The organism is Novosphingobium sp. BL-S-21, from assembly GCF_055521655.1.
On sequence record NZ_CM145495.1, the window covers coordinates 324,163 to 340,828 of the forward strand.

11 protein-coding genes and 1 other annotated feature are annotated in these 16,666 nt (G+C 66.7%); of the genes, 5 read left to right on the forward strand and 6 right to left on the reverse strand.

The annotated features are described in order from the left end of the window. Positions 1–18 precede the first annotated feature (18 nt). The 3 genes from ACZ1J6_RS01300 to ACZ1J6_RS01310 all read right to left on the reverse strand — a co-directional run bounded on the left by ACZ1J6_RS01300 (position 19) and on the right by ACZ1J6_RS01310 (position 4,927). On the reverse strand, positions 19–2,481 hold the full coding sequence (locus tag ACZ1J6_RS01300; RefSeq protein ID WP_132268842.1) for a TonB-dependent receptor: 2,463 nt from the start codon (positions 2,479–2,481) through the stop codon (positions 19–21). Positions 2,482–2,783: 302 nt separating this feature from the next. Beyond that, entirely contained in the window at positions 2,784–4,184 is a 1,401-nt protein-coding gene (locus ACZ1J6_RS01305; protein WP_134095963.1) for an ATP-binding protein, read from the reverse strand. Continuing rightward, on the reverse strand, positions 4,181–4,927 hold the full coding sequence (locus ACZ1J6_RS01310; protein ID WP_132268970.1) for a response regulator transcription factor: 747 nt from the start codon (positions 4,925–4,927) through the stop codon (positions 4,181–4,183). The genes ACZ1J6_RS01305 and ACZ1J6_RS01310 overlap by 4 nt, the downstream gene beginning before the upstream one ends. 192 nt (positions 4,928–5,119) lie before the next feature. Between ACZ1J6_RS01310 and ACZ1J6_RS01315 the strand changes: the two genes are divergently transcribed. The 3 genes from ACZ1J6_RS01315 (at position 5,120) to ACZ1J6_RS01325 (ending at position 11,017) form a co-directional block, all read left to right on the forward strand. After that, positions 5,120–6,241, forward strand: coding sequence for an efflux RND transporter periplasmic adaptor subunit (locus ACZ1J6_RS01315; protein ID WP_134095964.1), 1,122 nt, complete (start codon positions 5,120–5,122; stop codon positions 6,239–6,241). Between the two features lie 4 nt (positions 6,242–6,245). Then, positions 6,246–9,497, forward strand: coding sequence for an efflux RND transporter permease subunit (locus tag ACZ1J6_RS01320; RefSeq protein WP_134095965.1), 3,252 nt, complete (start codon positions 6,246–6,248; stop codon positions 9,495–9,497). 113 nt (positions 9,498–9,610) lie between these two features. Further along, positions 9,611–11,017, forward strand: a complete 1,407-nt coding sequence (locus tag ACZ1J6_RS01325; RefSeq protein ID WP_134095966.1) for an efflux transporter outer membrane subunit — start codon at positions 9,611–9,613, stop codon at positions 11,015–11,017. Positions 11,018–11,026: 9 nt separating this feature from the next. On the opposite strand, the gene ACZ1J6_RS01330 is transcribed toward ACZ1J6_RS01325, so the two are convergent. Together ACZ1J6_RS01330 and ACZ1J6_RS01335 are read right to left on the reverse strand one after the other, a co-directional pair. Continuing rightward, the gene (locus ACZ1J6_RS01330) at positions 11,027–11,971 is read right to left on the reverse strand and encodes a DMT family transporter (protein ID WP_132268835.1); all 945 of its coding nucleotides are present in this window, start codon (positions 11,969–11,971) and stop codon (positions 11,027–11,029) included. A 62-nt stretch (positions 11,972–12,033) separates the two neighbouring features. Then, a complete protein-coding gene (locus ACZ1J6_RS01335) occupies positions 12,034–12,852 on the reverse strand; it encodes an AraC family transcriptional regulator (RefSeq protein ID WP_134095967.1) in 819 nt (272 codons plus the stop codon). 144 nt (positions 12,853–12,996) lie between these two features. Further along, positions 12,997–13,052 (forward strand) — a sequence feature (sul1 is cis-regulatory element that is thought to sense ions involved in sulfur or methionine metabolism; They are found in Alphaproteobacteria). Between the two features lie 64 nt (positions 13,053–13,116). Between ACZ1J6_RS01335 and ACZ1J6_RS01340 the strand changes: the two genes are divergently transcribed. Further along, on the forward strand, positions 13,117–14,613 hold the full coding sequence (locus ACZ1J6_RS01340) for a SulP family inorganic anion transporter (RefSeq protein ID WP_134095968.1): 1,497 nt from the start codon (positions 13,117–13,119) through the stop codon (positions 14,611–14,613). 222 nt (positions 14,614–14,835) lie between these two features. Here the strand turns inward: ACZ1J6_RS01340 and ACZ1J6_RS01345 are convergent, their stop codons facing one another. Then, positions 14,836–16,161 carry a dicarboxylate/amino acid:cation symporter gene (locus tag ACZ1J6_RS01345; protein ID WP_134095969.1) on the reverse strand — a complete coding sequence of 442 codons (1,326 nt, stop codon included), beginning with the start codon at positions 16,159–16,161 and terminating at the stop codon, positions 14,836–14,838. Between the two features lie 350 nt (positions 16,162–16,511). Between ACZ1J6_RS01345 and ACZ1J6_RS01350 the strand changes: the two genes are divergently transcribed. After that, positions 16,512–16,664: a hypothetical protein gene (locus ACZ1J6_RS01350; protein ID WP_165921496.1), complete on the forward strand. Its 153-nt coding sequence runs from the start codon at positions 16,512–16,514 to the stop codon at positions 16,662–16,664. The last annotated feature ends 2 nt before the right edge of the window (positions 16,665–16,666 follow it).

The following is a 16,666-nucleotide window of genomic DNA, read 5'->3' on the forward strand; positions in this document are numbered from 1 at the left end:
TCGTCAGTTCAAAAGGGATCAGAACTGGAAGTTGACGGATGCCGAGAAAGTGCGCGGAGCACCGATATAGGCATAAGTCGTCGCGGTATTGGTGATGCCCGCGTCGTCGAAGGCACCGTAGTAGAACTTGTCGAACAAGTTGGTGACGTTGACTTGCACGAAGGTCTTGTCGTTCAGGCCCAGGAAGCCGAGGTTGAGCCGTGCGTCGAGGTTGACGACGGTATAGGCCGGGACCTTGGCAGCCCAGAGCTGGTTGCCCGAACTGTCGACCACGGCGGCGTTGAGGCTGTTGTAGTAGCGCGATCCGGTCTTCTTGACTTCCACGCCCAGCGATGCGGGGCCGGCATTGCCTTCCACGCGGCCGCCAAAGCTGTAGTGCGGCACGCCGCCTTCCATCTTGCCGGCGGTTTCCGCGTAGCTGGAAGCGCCGGTCTGCACGTCGTCGCGGATGCTCGACCAGAGGTAAGAGCCGAACAGATAGGCCGAGACATGCTTGTCGGGACGGAACGAGACGCTGCCGTCGATGCCGTAGCGATCCACGGTGCCGAGGTTGGTGTACGTGGAAGTCTGGGTGTCCGGGTTGTAGGCCGAGGACAGGCGGTTGGAGAAGATCGTGTACCAGCCCGCGACCGATGCCTGGAACATGCCCGAACGGTAGCGCAGGCCGAGGTCGAAGTTGTCGGTCGTTTCCGGCTTGGGATCGGCCGAGCCGTCCGAATAGTAGAAGGCGTTGGTGTAGAGGTTGTCCGTGCCCGGGACCTGCAGGCCCTTCGAATAGTTGGCGTTCATCGACAGGGCCGGGGTGAAGTCGTACGTGAAGCCCACGTTCGGCAGCACGCGGCTATAGTCGAACACCTTGTTCTGCGGCGCTGCATAGGTCGTGGTCAGGCTGGCCTCGTAGGCGGCCAGGCTGTCCGCATCGGCAAGGCAGTTGACCGAGCCGCTGTTGCTGTAGGTCACGCAGTTCTGCGTCAGGTTGCGGCGGAAGAACGGCACGCGCAGGCCGCCGACGACGTGGAGCGAGTTGTTGACGAAATCGCCCGAGTATTCGCCCGAGACCTGATGCAGGATCGCGTAGGACAGGCGGTCGCGCTTCTGCAGGACGTTGCCGTTCACGTCGGTCAGCGCATCGTCGGTGTTGAAGTAGTTCGATGCGAAGCCGTTCGAGTCCAGGTAGCCCAGCTCGCCGGTCTGGTGATGGCGGCCGCGATCGTAAGTATAGGCCACGCGGACACGCTGGTTGTCCGAAAGGTCGTAGCGCAGCGAGGCGATCACGCCGATGCGGTAGGTTTCGGTCTGGCTGGGCGCCGAAAGGCGTACCGTGTCCAGCGTATCGCCGTCGCCGTTGAGGTCTACGCCCCCAAAGTAGGGGGTGCCGCCGATATAGCCGCTGGCGATCGTGCTGCTGTAGCTGCCTTCCTTGGCTGCCACGGTGCCGCCGCCGTTGGCGGAAGTATACTGGAGGTAGGGATCGACCGTCAGGGTCAGCTTGTCGCTGAGGGTGAAGCGCGAATTGATGCGGATGTTCGCGGTCTTCGACGGGTTGTAGCGATATTCCCAGGCCGATCCGCAGGAGCTGGCGGCATCGGCCACGCCTTCGGTGCCGGCCGGGATGGTGCAGCGCGCGACGGTATAGGCGTCACGCTCGTCGGCATTGGTGGGGATGCCGCTGGTGTTGGTCAGGGCCCAGTCAGAGGCCATGGTGTTGTGATTGACGTTGTAGTGGCCCGAGATCGCGATGAAATCGCCGTTGCTGCCCAGCGGCTGGTAGAGCTTGGCGTTGAACTGCGTCTTGTCGATCTGGCCGATGCCGCCGTAGAGCGCGTCGTACGTGTCCTTGGAGGCCGAGAACCAGGCGCGGGTGCCGGACGAATTGAGATCGCCGGTGTTGACCATGCCGAACACGCGCATCTTGCCGTAATCGCCGACGGTGCCGACCATGCGGGCGCCGAATTCGTGGCTGGGGTCGATGGAGCGGTAATTGACGGTGGAACCGGAGGCCGAGGCAGTCGGCGAATCGACATCGGTCGTGCCAAGGTTGACGTTGACCTGCTCGATCAGTTCGGGATCGAGCTGTTGATTGGTATAGAGCGCATAGTTGCCGGTATCGTTCAGCGGAATACCGTCGAAGGTCTGCGAGATGCGGCTGTCATCGAAGCCGCGGATCATCAGGCTGCCGCCCGAGGAGCCGTAGCCGTCGTAGCTCTGGAAGTTCACGCCGGGGATCAGGTTGATGATCTCGTCGATCGACTGGCCCGGCGTCTCGCGGCCGATCACGTCCTTGGTCAGGACCTGCTTGGCCTTGGGCGTGTTCGGAATCTCGATTCCGGCAATGTCGTTCTGGGTGCGGCCGGTGACGACGATTTCCGACTTCTCGAAATCGAGCGAACCGGTGGACTGGGCGCGGGCCGGGGCGGAACCGAGCACGCAAGCAACCGCGAAGCTCGCCGCGGAGGCGGCGAGAACGGAACGTTTCTGCATTGGATTTACGACCTCATTGGTTCCCCCTGAAGGGGGCATCATGGCTTCAGCATGCGTCTCCGGGCCTCGGGAAGCACAATCGTCCGCCAACGGTCGTCTTCGGGCAGCCAGGGCGTCGCTGCTGCCGAAGCCTTAATCGGTTTTATGTGACAGTGTCGAGACAGTTGCCCCAGAGTTGAACTGACGAAGATGCCAACTCTATTTGGTGAGGACTTTATGCAACGGCGTAAATCCACATTTCAATCGGATTTCAACTCTGTTGCATCGCCTTGATACAGTCGTGCCCAATTGTATCGGCGTCGTCAATCGCGAACGACTTCGCCTTCACCGCGAATCGATGTAGCCGGAATGCGGATTTCGGCGATCAATCCGCCGCCGTCGCGGTTGCGCAGGCCGATCGCGGCGCCGAAAGTACCGACCTGGGCCTGGGCGATCGCCAGGCCGATACCGGTGCCGTTGCCCTTGCTGGACGACAGGCGGCGGAAGGGCTGGAACGCCAGTGCCAGTTCGTCCTCGGGCAGGCCCGGCCCCCGGTCCGCCACGCGGATCACGAGGTCCGCGCCCTCGCGGTGGCAGCTCAATTCCGCACCGCCGCCGTACTTGAGCGCATTGTCCACGAGGTTGCCGAGCGCGCGCGCCAGGGCATGGGGCTTGACCCGCGCTTCGACATCGCAGCCCTGGCTGAAGACCACGCGGTGCCCGAACTCGGCCGCGTCCTCCGCCGTGCTGGAGAGGATGGAATCGATGTCCAGCACCGACCAGGGTTCGCGGATCTCGCTGCTGCGGGCAAGGTCCAGCCCGTCGCGCACCATCTGCTGGGTCACTTGCAGGTCGGCGACGAGCCGGTCGCGCAAGGCTTCGTCCTCCACTTGCTCCAGCCGCAGGCGCAGCCGGGTGAGCGGGGTCTGGAGATCGTGCGTGACGGAGGCCAGGATCTGCGTGCGTTCGCGCAGGCCTTCGCGCACGCGCTCCTGCGCGAGGTTGAAGGTCTCCAGTGCGGCGCGCACTTCGCTGGGGCCCTTGACCGGGATCGGCTCGAACTCGCCGACCAGCGAGAAGGCGCGGGCGGCGCGTTCCATGCGGCGCAGCGGCGTGGTCGCCAGGCTGGCCGCGAGCAGGCCCAGCAACGCCCCGGCGACGATGATGAGTTCGATATAGGGCGGCCCGACGCGGTGCCGGTTCCAGCTGCGATCGGGCCAGAGGTCGACGACATAGTCCAGCTTGCGGTCCCCGGCATCGACGCGGATGAACCAGCAGTCCGGCAGCGGGTCGGTGTTCATGCCCGCCGCGTGGGGATAGCGCGTCAGCTGGGCGAAGCATTCGCCGTTCAGCAGCGGCATGACCTGGGCGGGACGGCCGAGGCGCTCGGACAGGCGCCGCGAGAATGTCGGGTCCGGCGCGGTCATGCGCCATGCGGGATTGGCATCGTGCGCCCCCAGGATCACGCCGCGTGACAACAGGTTGGCGGTCCTTACAGGCTGCCGCTCGAAGCGGTGTGCGATGTCTTCGGCGCTGTCGAGCGCGGCATCGACCTGGTCCCTGCGGAACGTATAGTGGCCCAGGCCGTCGGAGGCCTGCAGCGCCAGGATCGCCGAGGCCGCCATGCCCAGCGAGAGCACCAGCGTCAGGCGCCCGGCCAGCGAGCGCGGATAGTCGCGCAGGCGCTTCAGGAAGCCGGGTTTGACAGGTTCGGCGCTCGTCATTCGAAGGCGATGGGCCCAGGCAGGACGTAGCCTTCGCTGCGCACCGTCAGGATCAGTTCGTCGCCGCCCGGCTCGCTGGCCAGCTTGTGGCGCAGGCGGCTGATCTGGATGTCTATCGAGCGGTCGAAGGCGACGGTGGCGCTGCGCTCGGGCAGCAGTTCCTCGCGCGAGAGCACCTGGTTCGGCGCTTCGATGAAGCGTGAGAGCAGGCGGTATTCGGCGGAGGAGAGCATGACCAGCCGGTCGTCGTGAGTGACCAGGCGGCGCTGGTGCAGGTCCAGCCGCCACGGCCCGAGGCGCGCGAAACGGGCGACGCGGGGGCGCTGGCCGCCCTGTCCCGCCGCGCCGTCGAACACGCGCGAGCGGCGCAGGAGATTGCGCACGCGGGCCAGCAGCTCGCGCGGTTCGAAAGGCTTGGTGAGATAGTCGTCCGCGCCGAGTTCCAGGCCGAGCACGCGGTCGATCGGGCCTTCGCGCGCGGTGACCATCATGATCGCGCCCTGATGTCCGGCGGCGCGCAAGTCCCGGCAGATGTCCAGCCCGTCGCCGTCCGGCAGGTTGAGGTCCAGGATCAGCAGGTCCACCGGATCGCCCTGGAGGCAGGTGCGCAGTTCGGCCACCGAGCCGACCGAATCCACGCGCTGCGGCTCGCGCGAAAGCTGCGCGGCGATCAGTTCGCGAATGTCGGGATCGTCCTCAAGGACGATGATGCGGCCTTCCGGCGCATCGCTCTGCGGGATCATGAATGAAGCCATAAACGCGCTGCCCGGTGAAGTCTGCCCTGGTGATACACGATGAAACAATAGGCTACCGCCGGCAACTTGACGATACGCGCTGTTGATTGCCGTTCCGTGCTGCGGCGCACAATTGCAGGATCAAAGCTGCAACCGTGCACAGGAGCCCCCCGCTTGCGCCCTTCGTTCAAACATTTCGCCATGGCCCCGATGCTATCCATGGCCGCGCTTTCGCTGGCGACGCTGAGCCTTGGCGGGTGCGGCCAGCAGCAGGCCATGCCGCAGCAGGAGGTCGAAGTGGGCGTGGTGACGCTGCGGGCGGAGCCGGTGACGGTCTCCACCACGCTGTCGGGCCGCACCGCTGCGACGACGGTGGCGGAAGTGCGCCCGCAAGTGGACGGGGTGATCCAGTCGCGCCTGTTCGAGGAGGGCTCGCTGGTCCACGCCGGACAGCCGCTCTACCAGATCGATTCGCGGCTCTATCGCGCGTCGCTGGATACCTCGCGCGCGCAGCTGGAGAACGCGCAGGCCACGCTCTACAGCGCCGAGGCCAAGGCGAAGCGCTATCGCACGCTCGGGGACAGCGAGGCGGTGAGCGGACAGGACCGGGACGAGACGATCGCCGCCGCCCGCGCCGCGCAGGCCGCCGTGCACCAGTACCAGGCGACGAGCCGCAGCGCCGCGGTGAACCTGGAATTCACCCGCGTGCTGGCCCCGATCACCGGGCGCATCGGTCGCTCCTCGGTAACCAGGGGCGCGCTCGTCACGGCCAGCCAGACCGATGCGATGGCGACGATCCAGCAGCTCGATCCGATCTTCGTGGATATCACCCAGTCCTCGGCCGACCTGCTGCGCCTGCGCAGCGCGCTCGCCAAGGGCAGCATGATGCCGGCCAGCGCGAAAGTCTCGCTCACGCTGGAGGACGGCACGAAATACCCGGGCGAGGGGACCATCGAGTTCAGCGAGGTCAATGTCGACCCCCAGGCCGGAACGGTGACCCTGCGCGCCCGCTTCCCCAACCCTGACGGCCTGCTGCTGCCCGGAATGTTCGTGAACGTCGCCGCGCCGCAGGGCGTGGTGCAGAACGGAGTGCTCGCGCCGCAGCAGGGCATTTCGCGCGATGCAAAGGGCAACGGCACGGCGCTCGTCGTCGATGCCTCGGGCAAAGTGGAGCAGCGCAAGGTCGTGACGGGCCAGGCGATCGGCGACAAGTGGCTGATCGTCAGCGGGCTGAAGGCGGGGGACCGCCTGATCGTGGAGGGCACCGACAAGGCCCGCGCCGGGGCCAGGGTCAAGGCCGTCATCGTGAAGCTGGGCGACTGATCCGATGAACCTCAGCCGCTATTTCGTCGACCGGCCGATCTTCGCCTGGGTCATCGCCATCATCGTCATGATGGCCGGCGTTGCCGGCATCATGAGCCTTCCCGTCGCGCAATATCCCGATGTCGCGCCGCCCTCCGTCACCGTCAGCGCTACTTATCCGGGCGCTTCGGCGCAGACGCTGGAGAATTCGGTCACCCAGGTGATCGAACAGCAGCTGACCGGCATCGACAACCTGCTCTACTTCTCGTCGAGTTCGGACAGTTCGGGTTCGGCTTCCGTCACCGCGACTTTCGCCAAGGGCACCGACCCCGACGTGGCGCAAGTGCAGGTGCAGAACAAGGTGCAGCAGGCCAATTCGCGCCTGCCCACCCAGGTCCAGCAGCAGGGCCTCACCGTCACCAAGTCGGGGTCGGACATGCTGCTGGTGGTCGGCCTCTACGACGAGAGCGACAAGACCACAGACAGCGACGTGGCCGACTATCTCGTCTCGAATTTCCAGGACGATCTCGCCCGCGTCAACGGCGTGGGCGGGGTGCGCGTGTTCGGCGCGCAATATGCCATGCGCATCTGGCTCGACCCGGCCAGGCTGGCGGCGCGGCAATTGATCCCCTCGGACGTCACCAGCGCGATCTCGTCGCAGAACGTGGACCTTTCCGCAGGCCAGCTCGGCGCCGAGCCGCTGGCCAAGGGGCAGATGCTGAACGCCGTCGTCAAGGCGAAGTCGCGCCTGCAGACGCCCGAGCAGTTCCGCGACATCGTGGTGAAGACGCTGACGGACGGCTCCGTCGTGCGCCTTTCCGACGTGGCGCGGGTGGAGCTGGGACAGGAGAGCTATTCGACTTCGGCCCGCCTCAACGGCCATCCGGCTTCGGGCATCGGCATCGAGCTGGCCTCCGGCGCGGACGCGCTCAAGACCGTGGCCGCGGTGAAGGCGCGTGTCGACGAACTCGCGCAGGGCCTGCCCAGCGGCTACAAGATCGCCTACGCCCGCGACACCAGCGACTTCGTGAAGCTTTCGATCAAGGAAGTGATCGAGACCCTGGTGATCGCCATCGTGCTCGTCGTCCTGGTGATGTACGCCTTCCTCCAGAGCTGGCGCGCCACGCTGGTGCCGGCCATTGCCGTGCCGGTCGTGCTCATGGGCACCTTCGGTATCCTGGCGTTGCTGGGCTATTCGATCAACACGCTGACCCTGTTCGCCATGGTGCTGGCCATCGGCCTCCTCGTCGACGACGCCATCGTCGTGGTCGAGAATGTCGAGCGCCTGATGCACGAGGACGGCCTCAGCCCCTATCGCGCCACCGTCCGCTCGATGGAGGAGATCGGCTCCGCGCTGGTCGGCATCGCGCTGGTGCTTTCGGCGGTGCTGTTGCCGATGGCGTTCTTCGGCGGCTCGACGGGCGTGATCTATCGCCAGTTCTCGGTCACCATCGTCTCGGCCATGGCGCTTTCGGTGCTGACCGCGCTGATCCTCTCGCCCGCGCTCTGCTCCACTTTGCTGAAGCCGCGCGAACATGAGGATCACGCGCAGGTCCCCGCCACGGGCCTGCGCGGCACTGTCCAGCGGGTCCAGAAGCGGATCGACGGCTGGTTCGGCGGCTTCAATCGCTGGTTCGACCGCATGACCGGCCGCTATGTCGACACGACCGAGAAGCTGATCGCCAGCCGCCGCGTGTGGCTGGTGGTCTACGGACTGGTGATCGTCGCGCTCGTGGTGGTCTTCACGCGCCTGCCCACCGGCTTCCTGCCGACCGAGGATCAGGGCCAGGTCATGGTCGTCTACCAGCTTCCCGCCGGCGCGACCTCCGAGCGGACCGACAAGGTGCGCGAACAGATCGAGGCGGCCTTCGCCTCCGAAGGCGACAACGTGCCGCTGCGCTTCACCATCGGCGGTTTCAGCTTCAACGGAGCGGGCCAGAACGCGGGCATGGGCTTCGCCAGCCTGGCGCCGTTCGACGAGCGCAAGGATTCCAGCAAGAGCGCCGCGGCGATCAGCGGGCGGATCATGGCCAAGCTGGGCAAGATCCGCGATGCGCAGGTCTTCGTGATGACCCCGCCTTCGATCCAGGGGCTGGGCCAGTCGAACGGGTTCTCGTTCCAGTTGCTCAATTCCACCAACATGGACCGTACCAAGTTCGTCGCCCTGCGCGACAAGCTGATCGCGGCGGCCAACCAGGATCCCAAGCTCTCGCAAGTCCGCGCTTCCACCCTGCCGGATACGCCGCAGTTCGACGTCCACTACGATGACGCCAAGCTCTCCGTCCTCGGCCTCTCGGTGGACAATGCCACCGACACCCTGAGCACGGCCTGGGGCGGCACATACGTCAACGACTTCATCGACCGTGGCCGCGTGAAGAAAGTCTACGTCCAGGGCGAGGCTACCGCGCGCATGCTGCCGAGCGACCTCGACAAGTGGTTCGTCCGCTCGACTTCGGGCACCAATGGCGACGGCACTAGCAAGATGGTGCCGTTCTCCGCCTTCACGACGATGGGCTGGGAAACCGGGCCGAACAGCCTCTCTCGCTTCAACGGCCGCTCGTCCTACACGATCCAGGGCGATGCCGGGTCGGGCTACAGCTCGGGCGATGCGATGAAGGAGATGGTCGCGCTGCAGCAGAAGATCGCGCCGGGCACGAGCTATGCCTGGAGCGACCTGTCCTACCAGCAGAACCAGTCGAGCGGGCAGGCGGTCTACCTCTATGCGCTGTCGATCGCGGTGGTGTTCCTGTGCCTTGCCGCGCTTTACGAAAGCTGGTCGGTGCCGCTGGCGGTGTTGCTCGTGATCCCGCTGGGCGTGATCGGCGCGGTGATCGCGGTGGCCGCGCGCGGGCTGGAGAACGACATCTACTTCCAGGTCGGCCTGCTCACCACCATCGGCCTTGCCGCCAAGAACGCGATCCTGATCGTCGAGTTCGCGGAAATGTCCTGGCGCGACGGCAAGGACATGCTCCACGCCGCGCTGGACGCGGCCCGCGTGCGCCTGAGGCCGATCATGATGACCTCCATCGCCTTCATGGCCGGCGTCGTCCCGCTCGCCATCGCCAGCGGGGCAGGCGCGCAAGGCCGCATCGCCATCGGCACTGCCGTGCTGGGCGGCATGCTGACCGCGACGGCGCTGGCGATCTTCTACGTGCCGATGTTCTTCGTCGTCGTTGCCAAGCTCTTCCACCGAGGCGGCAAGGACGACGCTGCCCGGGACCTGCGGCCTGCATCGCATGCCGAAGTCCCGGGCACCCCATCCGAAGGAGAGGCCTGAGCCTCCCCTCTCTCCCCATTCATCGGCGCGGAACAGTCGCACCCTCCCGCGCCGGTGAAGCCCGGAGCCCCATCAGGTCGGGGCTCCGGGCACCTTCATCGAGGAACCAGTCGATGCGTCGCACCCTGATACCGCTCCTTGTCGCCGCCACGGCCCTTGCCGGCTGCAACATGGCGCCCAAGTACGTCCAGCCCGAAGCGGCCGCGCCTGCGCAGTGGCCGCAAGGCGCGGCCTATGCCCCTGCCGAAGCGGGCGAGGCAGGCATGCCCTGGCGCACGCTCCTTGCCGATCCGCGCCTGCAATCGGTGATCGAGCGGGCGCTTGCGAACAACCAGAACCTTCAGGCCAGCCTGGCCAATGTCGCTTCGGCGCGGGCGCAGTACCATGTCGAGCGGTCGTACCAGTTGCCGACCCTGGCCGGCACGGCCAGCGCGACCGGTACGCGCGGACTCCGGTCCTCGCAGGGCGATACCCAGACCTACAGTGCCAATGCCGGCTTCAGCGCCTTCGAACTCGACTTGTTCGGGCGCCTCAAGAACCAGAGCCGCGAAGCGCTGGAGACCTATCTCTCGACCGAGTCCGGCTATCGCGCCGCCCGGCTGACGCTCGTGGCCAATGTGGCGACGGCCTATGTCACGCTCGCCTCCGACCGCGATCTGCTGACCCTGGCTCAGGAGACGCGCGCCAGCGGCCAGCGCTCGGTGGACCTGACGCAGAGCCTGCTGAAATCGGGGCTTGCGGCGGCCGGAGACCTGGCCTCGGCGCAGACGGTGCTGGAGCAGGCCAACTCCGACGTCGCTTCGCAGACGACGCTGGTGGCACAGGACCGCAATGCGCTGGAGCTGCTGGTCGGCGGCTCGGTGGAGGATGCCCTGCTGCCCGCCTCGCTGGCCGAACTGGATGCGCGCATCGGCCAGGTTCCTGCCGGCCTCTCTTCCGAAGTCCTGCTGCGGCGCCCGGACGTGGTGGAAGCCGAGCATCAGCTGAAGGGGGCCTATGCGCAGATCGGGGCGGCCCGCGCGGCGTTCTTCCCGACGATCTCGCTGACTTCCGCGCTCGGCCTGGCCAGCACGGCGCTGGGGGATCTCTTCACCGGCGGCGCGCTCGGCGCCAGCGGCACGGCGAGCGCGAGCCTGCCGATCCTGGGCGGCACCAACAAGGGCAACCTCGAATATACCAAGGCGCAGCGCGAATATTACCTCGCGACTTACCGCGCGGCGGTGCAGTCCGCCTTCAAGGATGTCGCCGACGCGCTCGCCCGGCGCGGCACCATCACCCAGCAGCGCGCGGCGCAGGACCGGCTGGTGACGGCGGCGGAGAGGAGCTACCGCCTGGCAGACGCGCAGTACCGGGCGGGGACGGATACCTATCTCGATGCGCTGGTCGCCCAGCGGTCGCTCTACGCCTATCGCCAGACCCGGATCGCGACGATCCTGGCGGACCTCACCAACCGGATCACCGTCTACAGCGCGGTGGGCGCGGACGATACGCTGGCAGGGCCGGTGAGCGCTGCGACCTAGGTCCCGACCCTAAGCGACCGCGGCGGCGCGTCTCGGGCCGTGCGCGGTCAGGCAGGAGACGACGCTTGCGCCCATGCAGGCGATGGCCAGCATTTCGGGAACGGTCGGCAGCCGGGCTTCCCAGAGGAAGGCGTAGAGCAAGGCAAAAGCGGTCTCGAACAGGATCATCTGGCCGACCATGGTGAGCGGCAGCAAGCGGCTCATGGTGTTCCACAAGGCATTGCCCACGACCGAGGCGAACAGCGCGACCGCGCCGGACACCGCCAGGAACCGGTACCATGCCGCCGCATCGTGCGCGGCCGGTTCGAGCAGGAGCGCGAGCGGCACCAGCACCACTGCCTGCAGTCCGGTGACGATGCCCAGCAGCAGGCTCCAGTCGTGGGCGGAGACGTGCTCCAGCCGCACCAGCCAGCGGCTGTTGATGATGGCGAACGTCGCCCAGGACGCCAGCGCGCCCACCGCGCAAAGCAGCCCGATCAGCGGCATGATACCGGCCTGGGCATGGCTGCTCGCCAGGGTCTGCCAGCCGATGCAGCCGATCGCGCCGATGCCGAGCAGCAGCGAGGGCGCCAGCCGCGCCAGCGAAGGCGCGCTGGCATCGCGGCTGCCGACGATGGTGACGACGACCGGGATGAAGCCGATGATGAGCGACGTCACCGCGATCCCCGCCATCTGTACCGCGCTCGACAGCAGGATGTAGTAGAGCGTATTGCCCAGCAGGCTCAGCCACGCCAGCGCGATCCACTCGGTACGGCCGAGATGACGCACCAGCATCGGCCACCTGGGCACCAGCAGCGCCGCCGCGATCAGGCCATAGGCAAGATAGCGCCCGGCGGCGAGGTAGAGCGGGCCGAAGTCTCCCGCCAGTTCCGGCGCGAGGAAGACCAGCCCCCAGACCGCGCCGGCCGCTGCGCCGAACCCCACTCCGACAATCGTGTTCCGCGCGTCCGACACTGCTGACTCCGTCCAGAAAGGCGGCAGGTTGCAACGGTTGCCCGCGGGGGTCTTGTCCCCGTCTACGCCGGTTTTGACCGAGGCTCCGGCCCGGTCTCGCCCTGCGTCTCTGGCGGGCTTTCCGCGATCGCATCCTGCATCTGGCGGCGATAGGCCGCCGGCGGCAGCCCCGTGGCCTTGCGCAGGGCGCGCGTCAAGGCGCTCTGGTCGGAATAGCCGAAGCGATAGGCCAGTTCGGCGATGGAGCGATGCCCCGCGGCCAGCGCCTCGCGCACCCGCTTCAGGCGCAGATCGGAAAGCCAGGCGCGCGGCGTGGTGTCCAGTTCCTGGCGGAACAGCTCGTGAAGGCGGCTGACGCCGACACCGGCATGGCGGCCCATCGCGGCGGCCGTCCAGTCCCGGCCCGGCTCGGCCTCCAGGGCCGCGAGCAGGGCGGCCAGCCGCAGGCGAGAGCGCGGCATGCCGCCTGCCAGCGTATCGAGGAACAGCGGTGCCCAGCGATCGACCATGGCCTGTGTCGTTTCCGCCGAGGCATCCTGCTGCGCGGCCATCAGCGCCATGAAGTCCACCAGCTTGCCCGCGGCGGGCGAGAGCGCGGTGTAGGGGCGGCGGATCAGTTCCTCGCGCAGGCGCGGGGCCAGCGCCTCGGGGTCGAGGTCGAGAATGAACGAACGGTTCGGCACCGCGCTCACCTGGTCGTGGAGCGTGTCGCTTTCGACGAAGGCCATGTCCCCGCGCAGGATCGCCGCGCCGCGCGTGCCGATCTCCATCGACAGCGCGCCTTCCAGCGGCAGCACGATCTGTGCGAAGCCGTGGCGATCGGTCGTGCTGTCCGGGCCGTAGCTGCGCAAGTCCAGGGAAAGGGTGGGTGGCGGCGCCATGCCCCCGTCTACCACCGATCGCCGCCCCGGTGACAGACAGTTTCGCTATCAGGACTGGCGGGCGGGGCGCTGGCCGTGCGCAGGAACTGGCAGGTGCAAGGGTTGAAACCGGCTGGCAAGGTCGTGTAAGGGGCCGCCATTCGCAAGGAGCCCGGTGAGAATCCGGGTGGCTATTCCGGCCGCCGATCCGCCGGACAATCTCGCATGACTTCCTTCATTCAGCACCGGCACTGCCGGCGTCATGCGCAATTGCGGACTTTTTCCATGTCCAATGCTCTCACCCGCTATCGGCGGCAGTGGTTCAGCGACGCCCCGACGGCGCGCCGCGACGTGCTTGCGGGGATCGTTGTCGCCCTCGCGCTCATTCCCGAGGCCATCGGCTTCTCCATCATCGCCGGGGTCGACCCCCGCGTGGGCCTCTACGCCTCGGTGGCGATCGCCATCGTGATCTCCATCACCGGCGGCCGCCCGGCAATGATCTCGGCCGCGACGGCCGCGGTGGCCGTGCTCATCGGCCCGCTGGTGCGCGATCACGGCCTCGAATATCTCTTCGCGGCAACGATCCTCATGGGCCTGTTCCAGATCGTCGCGGGCCTGTTGCGGCTGGACCTGGTGATGCAGTTCGTCTCGCGCTCGGTAATCACCGGCTTCGTCAACGCGCTGGCGATCCTGATCTTCATGGCGCAGCTGCCCCAGCTGACCCATGTGGGCTGGGAGACTTACGCCATGGTCCTGGGCGGGTTGGCGATCATCTACCTGTTCCCGCGCCTGACCCGGGCCGTGCCGTCGCCGCTGGTGGCGATCCTGGTGCTTTCGGCCATCGGCATCGCCATGGGCCTGCCCGTGCACACGGTGGGCGACATGGGCCGCCTGCCCGAGGGCCTGCCGAGCTTCGCGCTGCCGCAGGTTCCGCTGACGCTGGACACCTTGCGCATCATCCTGCCCTATTCGCTGACGATGGCCGCCGTCGGCCTGCTGGAATCGCTGCTGACCTCGCAGATCGTCGACGACATGACCGATACCGACAGCGACAAGCGCCGCGAATGCGCAGGCCAGGGAAGCGCCAATATCGTTGCCGCCCTGTTCGGCGGCATGGGCGGCTGCGCCATGATCGGCCAGTCGGTTATCAATGTCAGCTCGGGCGGACGCGGACGGCTTTCGACGTTCGTGGCAGGCGCCTTCCTGCTGTTCCTGCTGGCGGTGCTCGGCCCCTGGGTGGGCCGCATTCCCATGCCGGCGCTGGTCGCGGTGATGGTGATGGTCTCGATCGGCACGTTCAGCTGGGCCTCGATCGCCAACTTGCGCCGACATCCGCCGACCTCCTCGGCGGTCATGCTGGTGACGGTCGTGGTCGTCGTCGCCACGCGCGACCTGTCACTGGGCGTGCTGGCGGGGGTCCTGCTTTCGGGCGTGTTCTTTGCGGGCAAAGTGCAGCGCATGTTTGCGGTGGAACGGGTGCTTTCCGCCGACGGCACGCATGCCACGTACCGCGTCACCGGGCAGATCTTCTTCGCCTCGGTCCAGCGCTTCACCCGCGCGTTCCAGTCCGAGAGCGAGGCCTCGCACGTCCTTATCGACGTTTCGGCCGCGCATTTCTGGGACATCTCCGGCGTCGGCGCGCTGGACAAGGTGGTCGCCCGCCTTCGCCGGGAAGGGCGCAGCGTGGAGATCGACGGCTACAACCGGGCCAGCGCCGATATCGTCGACCGCTTCGCCCTGCATGACAAGACCGGCTTCGAGACCGGCGCGACGCCGCATTGACGATGAAGCTCCGGGACTGCCTCGCGCCGTCCCGGAGCGCGTGGCACCTTTCAGCCGGTGCCGGCCGTATCGCTTCCCGTGCGGATCAGAAGTGGCCCGAGCAATAGGCCAGCAGCAGGATGATGGGGATCGGAACGCCGATCAGCCAGAGAAGTCCCGAACGCATGGTTTTTCCTTTCCAATTGTTCGGGAAACAATCCACGGAAGCAGCCGCGGTTCCCGTCAGGACGCGGCCGGGGCACCCTCTTCGGCGGGCTGGAACTGCATCGGACCGCGCATCCCGAGACGCTCCGAGACGATCGTGGGTACCAGGGCCTGCCCCGCCACGTTGACCGCCGTGCGGCCCATGTCCAGGATCGGGTCGATGGCCAGCAGCAGCCCCACGCCCTCCAGCGGCAGGCGCAAGGTGGAGAGCGTGAGCGTCAGCATGACGACGGCGCCGGTCAGGCCGGCCGTGGCGGCCGATCCGATCACCGAGACGAAGACGATCAGCGCATAGTCGGAAAGCTGCAGCGGCACGCCGTAGAACTGGGCCACGAAGATCGCCGAGATCGCGGGATAGATCGCCGCGCAGCCGTCCATCTTGGTGGTCGAGCCCAGCGGCACGGCGAAGGCGGCATAGGAGCGCGGCACGCCGAGGCGCTCCGTCACTTCCTCGGTCACCGGCATGGTGCCCACCGAGGAGCGCGAGAGGAAGCCGATCTGGATGGCCGGCCAGGCCACCGAGAAGAACCGGATCGGGTTGATGCCGTGGATCAGCAGCAGGATCGGGTAGACCGCCAGCAGGACGATCGCGAGGCCGATGTAGACCGCGCCGGCAAAGGCGCCGAGCGCGGAAAGAGCATCCCACCCATAGCTCACCACGGCATTGGCGATCAGCGCGGCGGAGCCCAGTGGGGTCAGCGCGATCAGCCAGCGCAGCATCTGGCGCAGCACGAGGTTGGCGGACGTCATGAAGGTCAGGAACGGTTCCGCCTTGTCACCGATGCGCACGGCAGCGGCGCCCACGGCCACGGCCGCGATGATGATCTGCAGGACGTTGAACGAAACAGCGGTTTCCGGGCCGCCCGCCTCGATGGTGGTCGATGCGGTGATGCCCAGGTAATTAGCGGGGACCAGTCCTTTCAGGAAGTCCAGCCAGCCGCCCACCGCCTTGGGGACTTGCGCGGCGCCGGCATCGACGCTGGCGTGAAGGCCGGGCTGGATCGTCAGGCCCAGGGCTATGCCGATGAGCACGGCGATCAACGCGGTGATCGCGAACCACAGCAGGGTCTGGCCCACCAGCTTCACTGCATTGTCGAGCCCGCGCAGCGCCGCGACCGAGGCGATGATGGCGGTGAAGACCAGCGGCGGCACCAGAGTGCGCAGCAGCTGGACGAAGATCTGGGCGATCGTATGGAATGTCTCGCTCGCACCGCTGGCCAGCGCACTGTCGGCACCCAGTTGCCGGACCACCAGCCCCGCGCCGAGGCCGACGACCATGCCCAGCATGACCTGAGTCCCGAAACCGGGAAGCCATGACCGTTGGGAGCGCGGGGAATTCGACATTCGCTTACTTTCGTTACCGGCTTGCCGCCACTGGCCTGCTTCGCCGGTGTGGGCCATCGGCGGTGCTGGCCGGAAGGCCCGGGCCGCAGCCCATTTCGTCGCTTGCGGTGCATCCTGCAAGGGCAGGCGGCCGCAAACTGTCGATCCGGGCGCTCGCACACTGCCTCTTCAATGTCAACTTAATCGGTAGACAATGCGTCCGATCCGACGTTCTCCGCCTCCATGTCGCGCGGCTATAACGTAAAGATAGACTTCCATAACTTTATGGTTTGGAATACTATAGCAATAACAAAGCAATAAGCGATTGCCCTTGCGCAATTCAAATTGGTCGAGAGCGTGATGGAGTGCCAATGCGCGACGCTTCCAATCCGTGCAGTCACCAGACCGGCAAAGCATTGATTGCGCGCTGTTCCTGCTTTCCTGAACCGGAAGGCCGGATCGCGCGTGTCCTGACCGTTTCTGTTCGCCTTTTTCCGCGCTGCGCGATTCTGAATCGCATGTGAAA

Excerpts from the sequence above, each read along its gene's own strand:
- ACZ1J6_RS01300 (WP_132268842.1), bottom strand. The coding sequence starts at position 2,481 with ATGCAGAAACGTTCCGTTCTCGCCGCCTCCGCGGCGAGCTTCGCGGTT.
- ACZ1J6_RS01305 (WP_134095963.1), bottom strand. The coding sequence starts at position 4,184 with ATGACGAGCGCCGAACCTGTCAAACCCGGCTTCCTGAAGCGCCTGCGC.
- ACZ1J6_RS01310 (WP_132268970.1), bottom strand. The coding sequence starts at position 4,927 with ATGATCCCGCAGAGCGATGCGCCGGAAGGCCGCATCATCGTCCTTGAG.
- ACZ1J6_RS01315 (WP_134095964.1), top strand. The coding sequence starts at position 5,120 with ATGGCCCCGATGCTATCCATGGCCGCGCTTTCGCTGGCGACGCTGAGC.
- ACZ1J6_RS01320 (WP_134095965.1), top strand. The coding sequence starts at position 6,246 with ATGAACCTCAGCCGCTATTTCGTCGACCGGCCGATCTTCGCCTGGGTC.
- ACZ1J6_RS01325 (WP_134095966.1), top strand. The coding sequence starts at position 9,611 with ATGCGTCGCACCCTGATACCGCTCCTTGTCGCCGCCACGGCCCTTGCC.
- ACZ1J6_RS01335 (WP_134095967.1), bottom strand. The coding sequence starts at position 12,852 with ATGGCGCCGCCACCCACCCTTTCCCTGGACTTGCGCAGCTACGGCCCG.
- ACZ1J6_RS01340 (WP_134095968.1), top strand. The coding sequence starts at position 13,117 with ATGTCCAATGCTCTCACCCGCTATCGGCGGCAGTGGTTCAGCGACGCC.
- ACZ1J6_RS01345 (WP_134095969.1), bottom strand. The coding sequence starts at position 16,161 with ATGTCGAATTCCCCGCGCTCCCAACGGTCATGGCTTCCCGGTTTCGGG.
- ACZ1J6_RS01350 (WP_165921496.1), top strand. The coding sequence starts at position 16,512 with ATGCGCGACGCTTCCAATCCGTGCAGTCACCAGACCGGCAAAGCATTG.